Genomic DNA, 16,384 nt, shown 5'->3' with positions numbered 1-16,384 from the left:
TTTATTTCTAAAGATGTATTTTTATACATTATAAATAAAAAAATATTAGCATGTTACTTTTTTGGAATCAAGCAAAGTGCCACTAATAATACCGAGTGCAGCGTCCATTTCTCCATATGTCACTGTAAGAGGCGGTAAAAATCTGATGACATTGGGTCCAGCCACTAATGCAAGTAATCCATTTTCTCTTAATAAACTAATCATTGAACCTACTTCTTCGGAAAATTCAACCCCAACCATTAACCCTTTATGGCGAATGGTTTTGAAATGCTCCAATTGAGAAAATATTTCCTCGAGTTTCGATACAAAATATTCACCTTTTTTAGTTACTTCATTTAAAAATTCTTCTTCAAAAATAAGATCTAATGTTGCTTTTGCCGCTGACATTGCAAGGGGATTTCCGCCGAAAGTCGAGCCATGGCTGCCTGGATTAAATGCATCTTTTAAATATTTTTTTCCAATCATCGCTCCTGTTGGAAAGCCATTTCCAAGGCCTTTAGCTGAAGTAATGATGTCAGGAGAAAGATTAAAATGCTGATAAGCAAAAGGCTTACCTGTACGTCCAATACCAGTTTGAACTTCATCGATAATAAGGAGTACTCCATAATCCTTACATAGTTGTTCAACTGTAGCCAAAAAGTCTTCTTCTGCGACATGAACACCACCTTCACCTTGAACTATCTCAAGCATGATGGCAGCTGTTTCGTGACCTATTTCATTTTTTAATGCATCTACATCGTTATATGGAAGATGTACAAATGTTTCAAGCATAGATCCAAATCCTTGTTTCACTTTATCTTGACCAGTCGCAGCCATCGTCGCAAAAGTACGTCCATGAAAGGATTGTAGGAATGTAATTATTTTTGATTTCTCTGTAAATTTACGTGCTAGTTTAATCGCTGCTTCATTCGCTTCAGCACCACTATTACAGAAGAAAACATATTCCCCCATTGAGTGAGAAGTAAGTTTTTCAGCAACTTCCTCTTGAAGTGAACTTTTAAATAAATTGGATGTATGCCATATTTTTTCCAACTGATTGGCCGTAGCCTCTACAACTTGTGGATGGCAATGACCTAAGTTGCAAACACCGATTCCTGAAGTAAAATCTAAATAGTCTTTTCCTGTAGTATCTTTAACATTAGCTCCAGAACCAGAGACGATTTCAACGTCCCATCTTGCGTAGTTTTCGAATAAATGGGTCATTCTATTTCACTGCCTCCAATTCTCTTTTTATCGTTGTTCCAATAATATTTTCACCAGCTATTAGTGGTGTATGACCACTGACAATCATAGCTTCCTTCATTCCACCTTTTAAGCTGTGGATGGCAGCCATTACTTTTGGAATCATTCCACCTGAAATAATACCATCATCAATAAACCTTAATATTTCAGAAGCAGTTGCCTTTTCAATAATTTCATTATCTTTTAAAACACCTGGAACATCTGTTACAAAAATAACTTTTTCTGCATTTACTGCAACTGCAACTTCTCCAGCAGCTGTATCTGCATTAATATTGTAATAATCTTCAAAATCCATTCCAATTGCAATTGGAGATATAACTGGAACCATTCCGATTGATAACAAATTCAGAAGAAATTGTTGATTCACACGGGTTATTTCACCTACTAAACCCAAATTCTCTACATCTTTTGGTTTAGCATACATCAATCCACCATCAGAACCGGTTACACCGATAGATGAAATCCCATGTTTATGAAGTTTGCGAACTAACTTATTTGTAATTGTGCCCGATAAAACCATTTCCACTACTTCCATTACTTCTTTAGTGGTTTTTCTTAAGCCATTTATAAATTCAGTTTTTATTTGAAGATTTTCCAGCAATTCATTGATGGCAGGTCCGCCGCCATGGACGATAATAGGATGGAAGCCCGTTTCTTGCAATTTTTTTATTGCTATAAAAAAGTCATCGGATAAAGTGTCAATCATGCTTCCGCCACACTTAATGACAATGATTTTTTCCATTCGCTTGACCTCCCTTTAATTACGTCCGGTAGCTGGCATTGATACGCACATAATCATACGTCAAGTCGCAACCCCAAGCTTTTCCATACCCGTTGCCAATATTTAAATTGATATTCATAACAACTGATTCATTTTTCAAATAATTGCTTAATGTTTCTTCAACATAATTTGCTGGTTGACTATTTTCTAATAATGAATAAGGGCCAATTGCAATATCAATTTTTTCAGGATCTAACGTCATACCACTCTTTCCTATCGCCATCATAACCCGCCCCCAGTTAGGATCCGAGCCATAAACCATTGTCTTAACCAGATCCGAGCCAACGACTGTTTTAGCTACCTTACCTGCTTCTTCATCAGAAATAGCTCCGTGTACATTCACTTCTATTAGCTTTGTAGCCCCTTCACCATCTCTTGCAATCATTATGGCTAGATCTTCACAAACTTTTTCAAGTAATTGGACAAATTGTTCCCATTCATCATGTTCAGGAGTTAGAGCTGTATTTTCCGCTAATCCGCTCGCCATAACGATAACCATGTCATTTGTAGATGTATCACCATCAACTGTAATTCTATTAAATGTTTTATTTGTCACTTCACTTAATGCAGCCTGTAAGAAGTTGTGGGATATGTTAGCATCCGTTGTAATGAAGCCCAGCATTGTCGCCATATTTGGTGCTATCATCCCCGACCCTTTAGCAGAACCCGCCATTTTAATTTTGACATTATCTATAATAGTTTCATAACATGTTGTTTTCATGCATGTATCCGTAGTTAAAATAGCTTCGTTAAAATCAAGTGCAGCCTGTTTGTTTTTTTGTGGGACTAGAAGTTCAATACCAGGAATAATTTTTTCCATAGGCATTTTTTCTCCGATCACCCCTGTAGAAGCAACAGCTACATGATGATTTTTAATAGATAACAAATTAGCTACTGCAGTTTTCATTGAATGAGCATCAAATAACCCTTGATTACCTGTACATGCGTTTGCGTTTCCGCTATTTACAACAATAGCTTGGAGTTTTCCTTCTTGATTTATGTTTTCTTTTGTTACTTTCAGAGGAGCCGCTTGAATTTGATTTAATGTGAACACAGCTGCAGCTTCCGCAGGAACATCACAATATATTAACCCTAAATCATTGCGCTTTCTTTTCACCTTTGTATGTAGCCCAGCAGCCGAAAAGCCTAGAGGGGTAATAATTGATCCTTCCTCTAATTTCAATATTTGCTCTTTACCCGTTATTTGCACTATAATCACTCCTCTTTAGATGTTTTTAAAAATTTTACGGATATATAGGACTGAAATGTAATCCAGCGGTTTCTTCAAAACCAAATAATAAATTTGCATTTTGTACCGCTTGACCAGCAGCCCCTTTCATTAAATTATCTATAACTGACACGATTGTTGCTCTTCCGGTACGTTCGTCAAATGAAATCCCAATGTCACAGTAATTAGACGCAGCAACTTCTTTTGTTGCAGGAAATACTCCCATTTCTCTTACACGAACAAAAGGCTTATCAATATAAAATTCATAGTACAGTTTCCACAGTTCATCTTCTGTTATTTTTTCCTCAACCGATCCATAAATAGTTGTCATAATTCCTCTGGTCATAGGAACAAGATGAGTTTGAAATGTAACAGGAGAAACGTAACCTAATTCTTTTAACATTTGCTCTATTTCCGGTATATGTTGATGTTGATTGACTTTATATATTTTAAAATTTTCATTGAGTTCACTATATATATTTCCTAGACTTACAGTTTGACCTGCACCGGAGACTCCTGATTTTGCATCAATAATGACAGATCCTTCTTTCAGCATTTTTGCTTTTGCTAATGGAGCCAAACCTAATAGGGTGGCTGTTGGATAACAACCTGGATTGGAAATAAATTGGCTGCCTTTTATTGAAGCATTATTTAACTCAGGAATAGAATATACAGCTTTTTGAATCCATTCCTTCGGAGCTGCCTCTCGCTTATACCAAAATTCATAGTCTTCAGTATTTTTTAAGCGAAAGTCACCTGTCAAATCAATTACCATACATCCAGCAGATAGGAGTTCCGGTGCTAATTGTGAAGCAACACCTGTCGGAACAGCCAGAAAAACAACATCTGTATCTTTTGCCATTTTTATAGGATTAATTTCTTCTAAAGTTAGAGGGATAATCCCTGTCAAATGCGGATAGTGCTCATGTATATTTCTTCCTTGTTGAGAAGATGTATATAATGCTGTAATTTCAAAGTATGGGTGGGTATGTAATATGCGTAGTAATTCCGCCCCGCCATATCCCGTAGCACCAACAATTCCTACTCTCATTCGTTTCACTCCTAAAAAGTCTTACAAGTTTGCCAATTGCATATTAGAGTATAAAAAATTTTTTTATTAATTTTAATAAGACGTTATCCCAATAATTATTTATGATGTTTTCTATTATACTTTGAATAAAAATAAATACAATAGTATATTTATAAATTTATTTATAAAAAATAAGCCTTCATAGTTGAAGGCTTATTTTTCTCAATTCTCTTCTTGTACCCCAATGTTTACATTCCTAAACATTAATTTCGCAGGTCCGTTCTTCATTTCATCCATTATGAAGGAACCATTTGAATAACGATCACTATTTCTGACATTTGAACTATTAATGACTTCTTCATGGCCTTTTTCTGTTACAAGAGTTAATTCATCATGATTTTTAACTGTTTTCATACCAATTATGCGATGTGGATTATTTTTTAACTCACGTAATAAAACGACGCCTCTTTTTGCACGACTGGCTTTTTCAAATTCAGATAATTTCATTTTCTTGACTGCCCCTCGTTGAGTAGCAATTAGAATACCGATACCACTTTCATCAGGCACGAACACTTCACCATTTACGACATAATCTAGGTCCTTTAAGTTAATTGCCTTTACACCTGCTGCCCTTGCACCAACTTGATTTACTTCTTCTTCAGAGAACCATAAACCATAACCCGTATGTGTTGCGATAAATATATCCTTTTTACCATCTGTAATATGGACATCTACAACTTGGTCATCATCTTTTAAATTGATAGCAACTAACGGGCGGGAATATCGTTGTGCTTTGTATAAATCTAAAGTACTTTTCTTAACCATCCCTTGCTTAGTGAAGAAAACAAGGAACTCATGTTCATTAAATTCCTTAATTGGAATAGCTTTAATAATTTCCTCGTCACGAGCAATCGGCATGATAGCAGCTATATGTTGCCCTAGGTCTTTCCAACGGATATCTGGAAGCTCATGAACAGGCATGTACAAATAATTTCCTTTATTCGTGAACAATAACAAGGTATTGGTCGTATTAATTTCTTGCATAAATAAGAGCCAATCTGATTCTTTCATAGCTAGTTCTTGGCCATTTGATGCTGAATAGGAACGGATACTCGTTCTTTTTATATACCCTTCCTTCGTTACTGTTACAATAACATCCTCACTAGGAATCATGACTTCTAGATTAATTTTAATTTCAGCAACTTTTTCTTCTATTACAGTACGTCTTGCGTCTGAATATTTCTTTTTAATGTCTTTTAGTTCTTTTTTAATTAAATTTAAAAGTTTCTTTTCACTTTCTAAAATGCCCGTTAAGTAGTCAATCGTATTAATTAACTCGCTAGCTTCTGTCTGAAGGGCTGTAATATCTGTATTCGTTAATCGATATAGTTGAAGAGAAACAATCGCTTCTGCTTGTTTTTCTGTAAAAGCATACTTCTTTATGAGGTTATCTTTAGCATCGCGTTTATCTTTAGAAGCGCGAATTGTTGCAATCACTTCATCAAGTATAGAAAGTGCCTTCATTAACCCTTCGACAATATGATGTCTTTCTCTCGCTTTTTGCAGTTCATATTTTGATCGATTTGTCACTACTTCTTTTTGGTGGCCGATGTAAGCATCAAGCAAGTCAATAAGACCCATTAATTTCGGTCTACGATTATCAATTGCAACCATATTGAAGTTATACGTTACTTGAAGATCACTATTCTTAAATAAATAATTCAAAACGCCTTCAGCGTCTGCTTCTTTTTTCAACTCAACAACGATTCTAAGACCTGTTCGATCTGTTTCATCACGAACCTCTGCAATTCCTTCCAACTTACGATCTAAACGGAATTCATCCATTTTTTTTACGAGATTCGCTTTATTAACATCGTATGGTATTTCAGTAATAACAATTTGTTGGCGCCCTCCGCGAATTGATTCGATTTCTGTTTGAGCTCGTACAATCATTTTTCCGCGGCCAGTTTCATACGCCTTTTTAATGCCATCAACACCTTGAATAATCCCACCAGTAGGGAAATCAGGTCCTTTTAAAACTGTCATTGTATCATCTACGGTACAATTCGGCTTTTCAATTCTCATAATGACAGCATCAATTACTTCCCCTAAGTGATGAGGAGGGATATCAGTCGCATAACCAGCAGATATACCCGTTGAACCATTTACTAATAGGTTTGGGAATCTTGCTGGCAATACCGTTGGTTCTGATGATGTATCATCAAAGTTAGGAATAAAGTCTACAGTTCTTTTATCTATATCACGTAATAATTCTGATGCAACTTGTGAAAGGCGTGCCTCTGTATAACGCATAGCAGCTGCAGGGTCACCATCAACACTTCCGTTATTCCCATGCATTTCTACTAGCATTTGCCGGACCTTCCACGACTGACTCATCCTAACCATTGCATCATATACAGATGTATCACCGTGCGGATGATAATTACCTATAACATTACCAACTGTTTTTGCTGATTTACGAAACCCTTTATCCGCAGTATTACCTTCCATATGCATCGCATACAATATACGACGTTGAACAGGCTTTAAACCGTCCCTTGCATCAGGCAGTGCCCGATCTTGAATAATATATTTACTATAACGACCAAAACGGTCACCAATAACTTCTTCAAGAGGTAAGTCTTGAAATCTTTCTTGTAAACTCATTAGAACAGAGGTCCCCCTTCCGATGTCAAGTTATCATTATTTAATATACTTTGATCATCTTCCATTCCAAACTGAACATTGCTTTCAATCCATTTTCTACGTGGCTCTACTTTATCTCCCATTAGAGTAGTTACTCTTCTTTCTGCTCTTGCTCCATCGTCGATCATGACACGAATTAAGGTTCTCGTTTCCGGATTCATTGTCGTTTCCCACAGCTGGTCAGCATTCATTTCTCCTAGACCCTTATAACGTTGAAGCATATAACCTTTTCCAACTTTTTTAGTAGCTGAATCAAGGTCATCATCTGTCCATGCATATTCAATCACTTCTTTTTTACCGCTTCCTTTGCTCACTTTATAAAGAGGAGGAAGTGCAATATATACTTTACCTGCTTCAATTAGTGGCTTCATATATCGATAGAAAAAAGTTAATAGCAGCACTTGAATATGAGCACCATCTGTATCAGCGTCCGTCATTATTATAATTTTGTCGTAATTCACATCTTCCAGACTGAAATCAGGTCCCACTCCAGCACCTATTGTATGAATAATTGTATTAATTTCTTCATTTTTAAAAATATCCTGGAGCTTAGCTTTTTCTGTATTAATGACTTTTCCACGAAGAGGCAGCACCGCTTGAAATTTACGATCCCTTCCTTGCTTTGCTGAACCGCCAGCGGAGTCACCTTCCACAAGGTATAATTCATTCTTTTGGGGATTACGTGATTGTGCAGGCGTTAATTTTCCTGATAAAAGCGCGTCAGTCTTCCGACGTTTTTTTCCGCTTCTTGCTTCTTCCCGTGCTCTTCTTGCTGCTTCGCGAGCCTGAGCTGCTTTTACCGCTTTTTTCGCAAGTAAAGTACTTACATCGTGATTTTCAGCTAAAAAATAAGTTAGATGTTCCGTAATGACCGTATCAACAGCTGATCTAGCTTCTGCTGTACCCAGCTTGCCTTTTGTCTGTCCTTCAAATTGGAGCAATCCCTCTGGAATTCTGACAGATACGATTGCGGAAAGACCTTCCCTTATATCTGAACCTTCTAGGTTTTTATCTTTTTCTTTTAATAGTCCTGTCTTTCTTGCATATTCATTAAAAATCCGCGTCATGGCAGTTCTTGCGCCAACCTCATGTGTTCCACCATCTTTTGTTCGGACATTATTGACAAATGAAAGCATGTTTTCGGAAAAACCATCGTTAAATTGAAATGCAAATTCTACTTCAATATCATTTGCCTCTCCTTCAATAGAAGCAACTGGATGCAAAACGTCTTTCTCTTCATTCAAATATTCAACAAATGCTTCAATTCCATTTTCATAATGAAACACGTCGCGTTGATCATGACGCTGATCAATCACTTCTATTTTTAAACCTTTTAATAAAAAGGCAGATTCCCTTAATCTCTCGCATAGCAAATCATAATTAAATGTCGTAGTGCTAAAAATAGATGCATCAGGCTTAAAATGTATTTTCGTACCAGTTTGCTTTGAAGTACCGATTTTTTCAAGAGTCGTTTCAGGCTTTCCGCCATTATGAAATTTTTGCTCAAAAATAAAGCCATCGCGTTTAATTGTAACGATAAGCCACTCTGAAAGTGCATTAACAACTGAGGCCCCTACCCCGTGAAGACCACCACTTGTTTTATAGCCACCTTGGCCAAATTTTCCTCCTGCATGCAACACAGTAAAGATAACTTCCGTCGTCGGCTTACCTGTTTGGTGCATCCCTGTAGGCATCCCCCGACCCTTATCTTCTACACTGATACTATTATCTTTATGGATTTTCACGATAATTTCATTTCCTTGACCTGCAAGCGCTTCATCAACGGAGTTATCTACAATTTCATAAACTAAATGATGCAATCCTCGGGAATCAGTTGAACCAATATACATTCCCGGTCTTTTTCTAACGGCTTCTAATCCTTCTAATACTTGTATTGAATCATCATTATATTCAATGTTTGTTATATTTTTTGTCACTTATATACCCCTTTCAAAAACCAAACAATAATCAAACGGGTGTTCGCCCTCTATCTATTTTATCAAAAAAAAGCGCGTATGTCTTATTCTATAACCCTTTATCCACTTTTGGCAAATTTGCTTTTGGTGTATCAATAAAAAACAAGCACCAATTAAGTGCTTGTTTTAACCAAATTATTTTGTTATTGCATGTTCTACTTTAATACAACGATCCATTATAACAGTATATCCCTTTTCCTTTAAATACTCATATGCCTCTTCATTTTCGATACCTAATTGTGCCCAAAATACATCTGCATCAATTTCTGTAAACTCTTTGGCGATTTCAGGTAAAAACTCCGGACGCCTAAAAATATTTACTATATCTACATGTCCTTCGATGTCCTTTAAAGAAGCCACTGCTTTTGTTCCCAAAACCTCATCTACGAGAGGATTAACCGGAATTATTTCGTACCCGGCATTTTTCATCGCCTCAGATACCATGTATGAGGTTCTTTCTGGATTATCGCTTATTCCGACAACAGCTATTCTTTTTGCTTTTTTTAAAATTTCTCCGATTTCTTCGCGGCTTGGATTTTCTATAGGCATAACTAATTCCTCCCTATTAATAAATTGGTGTTGAATATTATGGTAATTTAGTAAAGGCATTGTTGCAAGTACAATACTCAGAATGACATTTTCTGCGGAAAATTGTTTTTTCTTTGCAGAATCTTCATGGTACAATGAATTGATAGGTATTAGATAAAGGAGCAATGTTTATGGAATATGTACTTGTGTTACTAGGAGCTTATTTAATCGGATCCATACCTTCAGGCCTGATCGTAGGCAAGGTCTTTTATGGAATAGATATTAGACAGCATGGTAGTGGTAATCTAGGGGGTACGAATACTTTTCGTACACTAGGAAAAAAGGCTGGAATCACCGTCACTTTAGCCGATATATTAAAAGGAACAATTGTCATCTTATTAACAAAGTTTATTGGGGTTGATATGCATCCATTGATTGCGGGGATTTTCGCTGTAGTAGGACATATGTTTCCAATCTTTGCAGGTTTCCGAGGCGGGAAAGCTGTCGCAACTTCCGGCGGAATCCTTTTAGGTTATGTTCCTATACTGTTTATATTATTAGTTTTAGTTTTTCTATTAAGTTTAAAATTGACTAAATACGTATCGTTATCATCTATATTGGCAGGAGTATTCGCAGTTATTTATTCACTTTTTACAAGAGATATACCATTAATTCTTGTCGCTGTGGCTTTAGCATCATTTGTTATAATCCGACATCGAACGAACATAAAAAGGATTATTAATAAAACAGAACCTAAAGTAAAATGGATTTAACTTGAAAAAATTACTTTAGAAAATAAAAAATAGAAAGATTGAATGCCGATGAATAGGAAAAGTATAATATTTGGGGTCATATTGATTATTGTATTACTGTCAGGCATTATAACTTTATTTTTATACCAAAATAAACAATCCTCAGAAACGATACATAAAAGTATTAACACGCAAAATCAAAGAAACATTGAGATTGAACCAAAAGGATATAAAACAGAGGCTGTCATTGGCGGCATAGGTGATATTTTAATTCATGATTGGGTATATAACGACGCTAAAACTAATAGCGGCTATGATTTTAATCCTATGTTTGAACCCGTAAAATCTTTGTTGCAAAGACCTGACTTTTTAATTGCAAATCAAGAGTCTATTCCTGGTGGAACAGAAATTGGTATAACTAGTTATCCGTCATTTAATAGCCCACATGAAATCGTTGACACATTAATGAATGCTGGTGTTGATATGGTAACCACAGCCAATAACCATTCACTTGATAAAGGGGAACGTGGGATTTTAAGTGCTATCCGATATTATGAAAAGAAAAAACTGCCTTATACCGGTACATTTAAGGATCCTGAGGATAAGGCAAACATTAGAATTATGACTGTAAATGGAATTAGAATTGCCGTACTAGCATACGCAACACACTTTAACGGTATTCCTATTCCTCAAGGAAAGGAATACCTTGTTAGTCAATTAGATCCAAAACAAGTCATAAAAGATATTGAGGAAGCTAAACCAAAATCCGATCTTGTTTTATTGGCTATCCATTGGGGCGATGAATATGTTCGGCAGCCTAATCAAATTCAGAAAGATCAAGCTGCCGAATTTATGAATGCAGGTGCGGACATTATTTTAGGACATCATCCTCATGTTCTTCAGCCTATGGAGTGGTTTGATAAACCAGATGGAAAAAAAGGCCTCGTTGTTTATTCTTTAGGGAACTTTTTATCTGGCCAAATATGGGATTATAAAGACATTGGCGGAATGGTTGAAATTACTATAAAAAAAGAAGTGAAAGGTAACAATTCCATTACCTCAATCGAAAAAGTAAATTTTGAGCCAACCTTTTCTTCTAGTATAAATTTTAGAACTTACAGGCTATATCCACTTGATGTTGCAAAAGATAAAGGATTTACGAAGCATAGTAGAGATGAAATTCAAAAGTTTTTTTATAATAAAAAATAAAAAATAACGGTTGACCCATAAAGGGATCAACCGTTATTTTTTTTATATTCATATAAAGGTTCATCAAGTTTTTCATTGTAATCTACATACAAATCATGACCATCAAAATACCAAGTATCTCTATTTTCGATAAAATATTTAATTCCATCTATCTCTTCTAAGACACCTAAATCAATTGGTTCTTCTTTATTAACTCCCAAAGAAAAGCCATGCTGTATTGGACTTGACCCACCATATCTGACATAAAAACGAACAAAATCTCCTTTTTCTAGGAACATCTCATTATGAAACCATTCTGATGCCTTATTAGTTAAATGAATTTGCATGTTAATGAGCCCCCTGACTTTTATGAATGTAAAATAGAAAATGTTTTCAATTGATCTTCCAAACCTTCATTGAATAAAATTTCTACTTGTTTTTGGCCGAGCAAATCAAAATGGGAATAACCATCTTTCCTATGATGAATCCATTCTTTTTTCAATCCATATTGTTTACCCCACTCAGAAAGCAATTTTAAATCTTTACACCCGACCTTTGTAACTGTATGGATATCGGGAAAACGATCATCGAGCCAATAATGGGTAAGAAAGGCGATTTTTCCTTTATCAATATCACTTTTCCATTGAAGCAACTCATTTCTTGTAATTCCAAAAGCCATTTTATTTCTCCTCAATGTCAATTGGCTTTTTTGCGTTCATATATACCTCATGCCAATCTGGATATGACTTACGCAGCGTTATTGGCTTAAAGCTGTCTTTTCTTACACAGACATGCTTTGTAGATCCTGTAACAGCCAGCTCTCCATTTGATGATAATATCTCATAACCATAAGTAGTTCTTAAACCATTGTATTCTTCTATCCATGTTTTAACCGTTACGATATCCCCATATTTAATAGGGTGTATGTATGAAGCTTGTACATCTATTACAGGTGCTAATATTCCATCTTTTTCGAGATCCGCATATTTAAATCCTAACTCTTCAATAAGTTTAGTGCGACCAATTTCCATCCAAATTAAATAATTTGCATGGTATACAATCCCCATTTGGTCTGTTTCTGCATAACGAACCTCAATTTCCGTTTCTGAAATAACCATATGTATGCCACCTATACTCTTTTATATGTTAATAATATCACATTCAATCCTCGGTTTGAATTAATATGATTTTTATAAAAAGTGTTTTACTGATTTTGATTTCCACTTAGGACTCCAACTTTGTAAAAAGATGAAAAAACCGGCAATGTGCCGGTTTTTTTATACGAAGAATTTACTTGGAATGTAGTTAATATTCTTGATTATGTTGTTCTGAAGCTTCGTCTTTTATTTCTTCTCGCATACCTTCAATAGATTCACGACGTCTTTCATTTTTTGCTTTAATGTGTTCTTGGTCATCACTACTAGAGAATTCCATTGTTGCTTCTGCTTCTTCCATATTCTCTATAGTGTTATGGACCATTTCTTGAAGTTTCTCTACATTGTCACTGCGATCATCAGGTTTAGGTTTACGATTATTGTTCATATGTTACATCCCTTCTCTAGATGATTTTCCATGATGAATTATTATTCCCCTTTAGTTTGAATAATATGAGGATGCTGACCAGATTTATCTGCCATTTTTTTACCTTTATTTGCATCGACGGCAACTTGCTTTTCACCGAGGTGATCAGGAGTAAAATTTTCTTGGCCCCTTTTTGGATTACTCATTCATTCTCCTCCCTTCTGTATTACTATTTCCAGAAAGGAAAGAATTATTATAAGGTTAAGCTCTTCTCATATGCTTTTCATCTAATCTGCTTTCAATTCTCTCTAATGCTTTCGAATCATTTAATAATGCCTGTTTATTTTCTTGTACAAGATCTAAAAAAGTTTTTTTCCCACGTCTTCTCAATTCATTCACTCCTCAAATTGTTCTACTATTATTATTGTCAAAAAACAGAAAGATTAAACCAAATTTTCAAACTTTTTATAAAGTAAAAAACACTTTGCCAACTTAGTTAGCAAAGTGTTTCTAGTATTATTCTGCTAGTTTCCCGCGAAGTACCATTTGTAGAATACCACCATTACGATAGTAATCAATTTCAACTTCAGAATCAAAGCGTACAAGTACTTCGAATTCTTTCTTAGAACCATCTTCAGCGACAGCAGTTACTTTAATAATATCTCGAGGTTTTACCGTTTCATCAACTTGAACATTGATGACTTCTTTACCTGTTAATCCTAAAACTTCTGCATTTTCGCCTTTTTTAAATTGTAATGGGAGAACACCCATCATTGCAAGATTGGAACGGTGAATTCTCTCGAAGCTCTCAGCGATAACTGTTTTAATTCCTAATAGGTTTGTACCTTTTGCAGCCCAGTCACGTGAAGAACCCATTCCATAATCTTTTCCTGCTAGCACAACAAGACCTGTTCCATCTTCCTTATAACGCATGCAAGCATCATAAATAGAACTTACTTCCCCTGTTGGCCAATAAGTTGTGAAGCCACCTTCTGTTCCAGGTGCAACTTGATTTCGGATACGAATATTAGCAAATGTACCACGCATCATTACCTCATGATTTCCACGGCGAGAACCGTAAGAGTTAAATTCACGAGGCTGTACTCCTTTTTCAAGCAAGTATTTTCCTGCTGGAGTGTCTTTACCGATTGCACCAGCTGGAGAAATATGGTCAGTCGTTACTGAATCTCCAAATTTACCAACAACACGTAAACCAGTTAATGGTTTTACTGTATTTAATTCATTTGATAAATTTTCGAAGAATGGTGGGTTTTGAATATATGTTGAGTCATTATCCCATTTATATAAAGGATCATTGCTCGTTTTAATTTCATTCCAACGTTTATTATCACTAAATACATGTTCGTATTCTTTACGGAATAATTCCGGAGTAACAGTTTTTTGAACTACTTCCACAACTTCTTCGCGAGTTGGCCAAATATCTTTCATAAATACATCATTGCCATCTTTATCTTTTCCAAGAGGCTCATTATTAAGATCGATATCTACAGTACCTGCAAGAGCATATGCAACAACTAGTGGAGGAGAAGCTAAGTAGTTTCCACGAACTAGTGGATGGATTCTTCCTTCAAAGTTACGGTTACCGGAAAGTACTGAAGTTACAAGTAAATCATTTTCAATAATTGATTTCTCGATTTCATCTTTCAATGGACCAGAGTTACCAATACATGTAGTACATCCATATCCAACAAGGTCAAAACCAAGTTTAGACATATATGGCATTAATCCAGCATCACGAAGGTAACCTGTTACAACTTTTGATCCAGGAGCAAGTGATGTTTTTACATATTTCGGCACTTGCAATCCTTTTTCAACCGCTTTTTTCGCAAGCAACCCTGCTCCAAGCATTACATAAGGGTTAGAAGTATTTGTACAACTTGTAATAGCTGCAATAACGACTGCGCCTGTCTTCATGACAGCTTCGTCGCCATTATTAAATTCTACTTTTACTTCCTTAGTAATTTCAGCAGGATCTAAGCCAAAGCCTTGATTTCCAACTGGAGATTGCAATGCTTCTTTGAAAGCACTTTGCATTTTAGAAAGAGGAATTAAATCCTGCGGGCGTTTTGGTCCTGAAAGATTAGCCTCAATCTCAGATAAATCTAGCTCTACGATATCTTTATATACTGGATCTTCCTTATCAATACTAAAGAACATATCATTTTCTTTTAAGTATTTCTCTACAAGTTGAATTTGTTCTTCAGGACGACCAGTTAAACGTAAATAATTTAATGTTTCATCATCAACTGGGAAAAATCCACAAGTAGCTCCATATTCAGGCGCCATGTTAGCAATAGTCGCACGGTCAGCGAGAGGTAAGCTCGCTACACCTGGTCCGTAAAATTCAACAAATTTTCCAACTACACCATGAGCACGTAGAACTTGAGTCACTTTAAGCGCTAAGTCTGTAGCAGTTGCTCCATTTGGTAGTTCGCCTGTTAATTTTACTCCTACAACTTCTGGAATTGGGAAATAGGAAGGCTGTCCAAGCATTCCAGCTTCTGCTTCAATACCGCCGACTCCCCATCCTAAAACACCAACACCGTTGATCATTGTAGTATGTGAGTCTGTACCAACTAGAGTATCCGGGTATGCCTCAAAATCTCCATTTGGAGTTTCGATCGCATGAACTACATTAGCAAGATATTCTAAGTTAACTTGGTGGACGATACCTGTTGCAGGTGGAACAGCACGGTAGTTATCAAATGCTTTTTGGGCCCAACTTAAAAACTCATAGCGCTCTGCATTTCTTTCAAATTCAAAATCCATGTTCACTTGTAATGCTTCAGGAGTTCCGTAAGTATCAACTTGAACAGAGTGGTCGATAACTAAATCAACTGGAATTTCAGGATTGATTTTTTCGGCATCTCCGCCAATATCTGACATTGCTTTTCTTAATGATGCAAGGTCAACTACAGCAGGTACTCCAGTAAAGTCTTGAAGAATTACACGGGAAGGTTTAAATGGTACTTCACCATTATTTTCCTCATCAGATGCCCAATTGGCTAAATCTTCAACGTGTTCTTTTTTAATGACACGTCCATCCATTTGTCTTAATACAGATTCAAGTAGAACTTTAATGGAATATGGCAAGCGTGATACTTTTGCTACTCCTGCTTCCTCTAGTGCTGCCAAACGATAAAAGTTATAGCGTTTGCCGCCAACATCGAAGGAAGAGCGTGCACCAAAAACATCATTTTTAGTTTGTGCCATGTTAATTCCCCCTTTTTTAATAAATAGTATCAGAAAAAAAGTATAAATTGAGTATTACTATCCAAACTTACTCACAATACTATCTTATGATAATTCTACTCATAAGTAAATTATGAGAAAGTTATGGTTTTCAATAAAGAAAACTTATCAAAGCTTTCGTACATGTAGTAAAACTCCACCATTCATAATATCAAATAT

The 16,384-nt window shown here is 35.9% G+C and carries 16 protein-coding genes; 2 read left to right on the top strand and 14 right to left on the bottom strand.

Annotated features, from left to right (window positions below):
- Positions 1-45: 45 nt before the first annotated feature.
- The 7 genes from MT489_RS02890 to MT489_RS02860 all read right to left on the bottom strand — a co-directional run bounded on the left by MT489_RS02890 (position 46) and on the right by MT489_RS02860 (position 9,512).
- On the bottom strand, positions 46-1,203 hold the full coding sequence (locus tag MT489_RS02890) for an acetylornithine transaminase (RefSeq protein WP_244679994.1): 1,158 nt from the start codon (positions 1,201-1,203) through the stop codon (positions 46-48).
- Position 1,204: 1 nt separating this feature from the next.
- Positions 1,205-1,984 (bottom strand): acetylglutamate kinase, encoded by a 780-nt coding sequence (gene argB, locus MT489_RS02885; RefSeq protein WP_244679993.1) that lies wholly within the window; start codon positions 1,982-1,984, stop codon positions 1,205-1,207.
- A 19-nt stretch (positions 1,985-2,003) separates the two neighbouring features.
- Positions 2,004-3,242: a bifunctional glutamate N-acetyltransferase/amino-acid acetyltransferase ArgJ gene (gene argJ / locus MT489_RS02880; RefSeq protein WP_307414977.1), complete on the bottom strand. Its 1,239-nt coding sequence runs from the start codon at positions 3,240-3,242 to the stop codon at positions 2,004-2,006.
- Positions 3,243-3,267: 25 nt separating this feature from the next.
- Positions 3,268-4,302 carry an N-acetyl-gamma-glutamyl-phosphate reductase gene (gene argC / locus MT489_RS02875; protein WP_244679992.1) on the bottom strand — a complete coding sequence of 345 codons (1,035 nt, stop codon included), beginning with the start codon at positions 4,300-4,302 and terminating at the stop codon, positions 3,268-3,270.
- A gap of 201 nt (positions 4,303-4,503) precedes the next feature.
- Positions 4,504-6,948, bottom strand: a complete 2,445-nt coding sequence (gene parC / locus MT489_RS02870) for a DNA topoisomerase IV subunit A (RefSeq protein ID WP_244679991.1) — start codon at positions 6,946-6,948, stop codon at positions 4,504-4,506.
- Positions 6,948-8,924: a DNA topoisomerase IV subunit B gene (parE, locus tag MT489_RS02865; RefSeq protein WP_244679990.1), complete on the bottom strand. Its 1,977-nt coding sequence runs from the start codon at positions 8,922-8,924 to the stop codon at positions 6,948-6,950. The genes parC and parE overlap by 1 nt, the downstream gene beginning before the upstream one ends.
- A 174-nt stretch (positions 8,925-9,098) precedes the next feature.
- Positions 9,099-9,512, bottom strand: coding sequence for a CoA-binding protein (locus MT489_RS02860; RefSeq protein WP_244679989.1), 414 nt, complete (start codon positions 9,510-9,512; stop codon positions 9,099-9,101).
- Positions 9,513-9,682: 170 nt separating this feature from the next.
- Between MT489_RS02860 and plsY the strand changes: the two genes are divergently transcribed.
- Both plsY and MT489_RS02850 read left to right on the top strand, forming a co-directional pair.
- Positions 9,683-10,264 carry a glycerol-3-phosphate 1-O-acyltransferase PlsY gene (plsY, locus tag MT489_RS02855; RefSeq protein WP_244679988.1) on the top strand — a complete coding sequence of 194 codons (582 nt, stop codon included), beginning with the start codon at positions 9,683-9,685 and terminating at the stop codon, positions 10,262-10,264.
- Between the two features lie 48 nt (positions 10,265-10,312).
- Positions 10,313-11,452, top strand: a complete 1,140-nt coding sequence (locus MT489_RS02850; RefSeq protein ID WP_244679987.1) for a CapA family protein — start codon at positions 10,313-10,315, stop codon at positions 11,450-11,452.
- Between the two features lie 26 nt (positions 11,453-11,478).
- Here the strand turns inward: MT489_RS02850 and MT489_RS02845 are convergent, their stop codons facing one another.
- From MT489_RS02845 to acnA, 7 genes are all read right to left on the bottom strand, one after another.
- Positions 11,479-11,778, bottom strand: a complete 300-nt coding sequence (locus MT489_RS02845; RefSeq protein WP_244679986.1) for a HesB/YadR/YfhF family protein — start codon at positions 11,776-11,778, stop codon at positions 11,479-11,481.
- Between the two features lie 20 nt (positions 11,779-11,798).
- Positions 11,799-12,110 (bottom strand): hypothetical protein, encoded by a 312-nt coding sequence (locus tag MT489_RS02840; protein ID WP_244679985.1) that lies wholly within the window; start codon positions 12,108-12,110, stop codon positions 11,799-11,801.
- A gap of 1 nt (position 12,111) precedes the next feature.
- Positions 12,112-12,549, bottom strand: coding sequence for an acyl-CoA thioesterase (locus MT489_RS02835; RefSeq protein WP_244679984.1), 438 nt, complete (start codon positions 12,547-12,549; stop codon positions 12,112-12,114).
- A gap of 187 nt (positions 12,550-12,736) precedes the next feature.
- Complete coding sequence (gene tlp, locus MT489_RS02830) at positions 12,737-12,973, bottom strand: small acid-soluble spore protein Tlp (RefSeq protein WP_244679983.1); 237 nt, start codon at positions 12,971-12,973, stop codon at positions 12,737-12,739.
- Between the two features lie 41 nt (positions 12,974-13,014).
- Entirely contained in the window at positions 13,015-13,158 is a 144-nt protein-coding gene (locus MT489_RS02825; protein ID WP_244679982.1) for an acid-soluble spore protein N, read from the bottom strand.
- Between the two features lie 55 nt (positions 13,159-13,213).
- The gene (locus MT489_RS02820) at positions 13,214-13,342 is read right to left on the bottom strand and encodes an FbpB family small basic protein (RefSeq protein ID WP_244679981.1); all 129 of its coding nucleotides are present in this window, start codon (positions 13,340-13,342) and stop codon (positions 13,214-13,216) included.
- Positions 13,343-13,468: 126 nt separating this feature from the next.
- Positions 13,469-16,186, bottom strand: a complete 2,718-nt coding sequence (acnA, locus tag MT489_RS02815) for an aconitate hydratase AcnA (protein WP_244679980.1) — start codon at positions 16,184-16,186, stop codon at positions 13,469-13,471.
- Between the last annotated feature and the right edge of the window lie 198 nt (positions 16,187-16,384).

Source organism: Lederbergia wuyishanensis (assembly GCF_022900255.1).
In the GTDB taxonomy this organism is placed as follows: Bacteria; Bacillota; Bacilli; order Bacillales; family Bacillaceae_C; genus Lederbergia; species Lederbergia wuyishanensis.
This window is presented reverse-complemented; position numbering and strand designations above follow the sequence as displayed.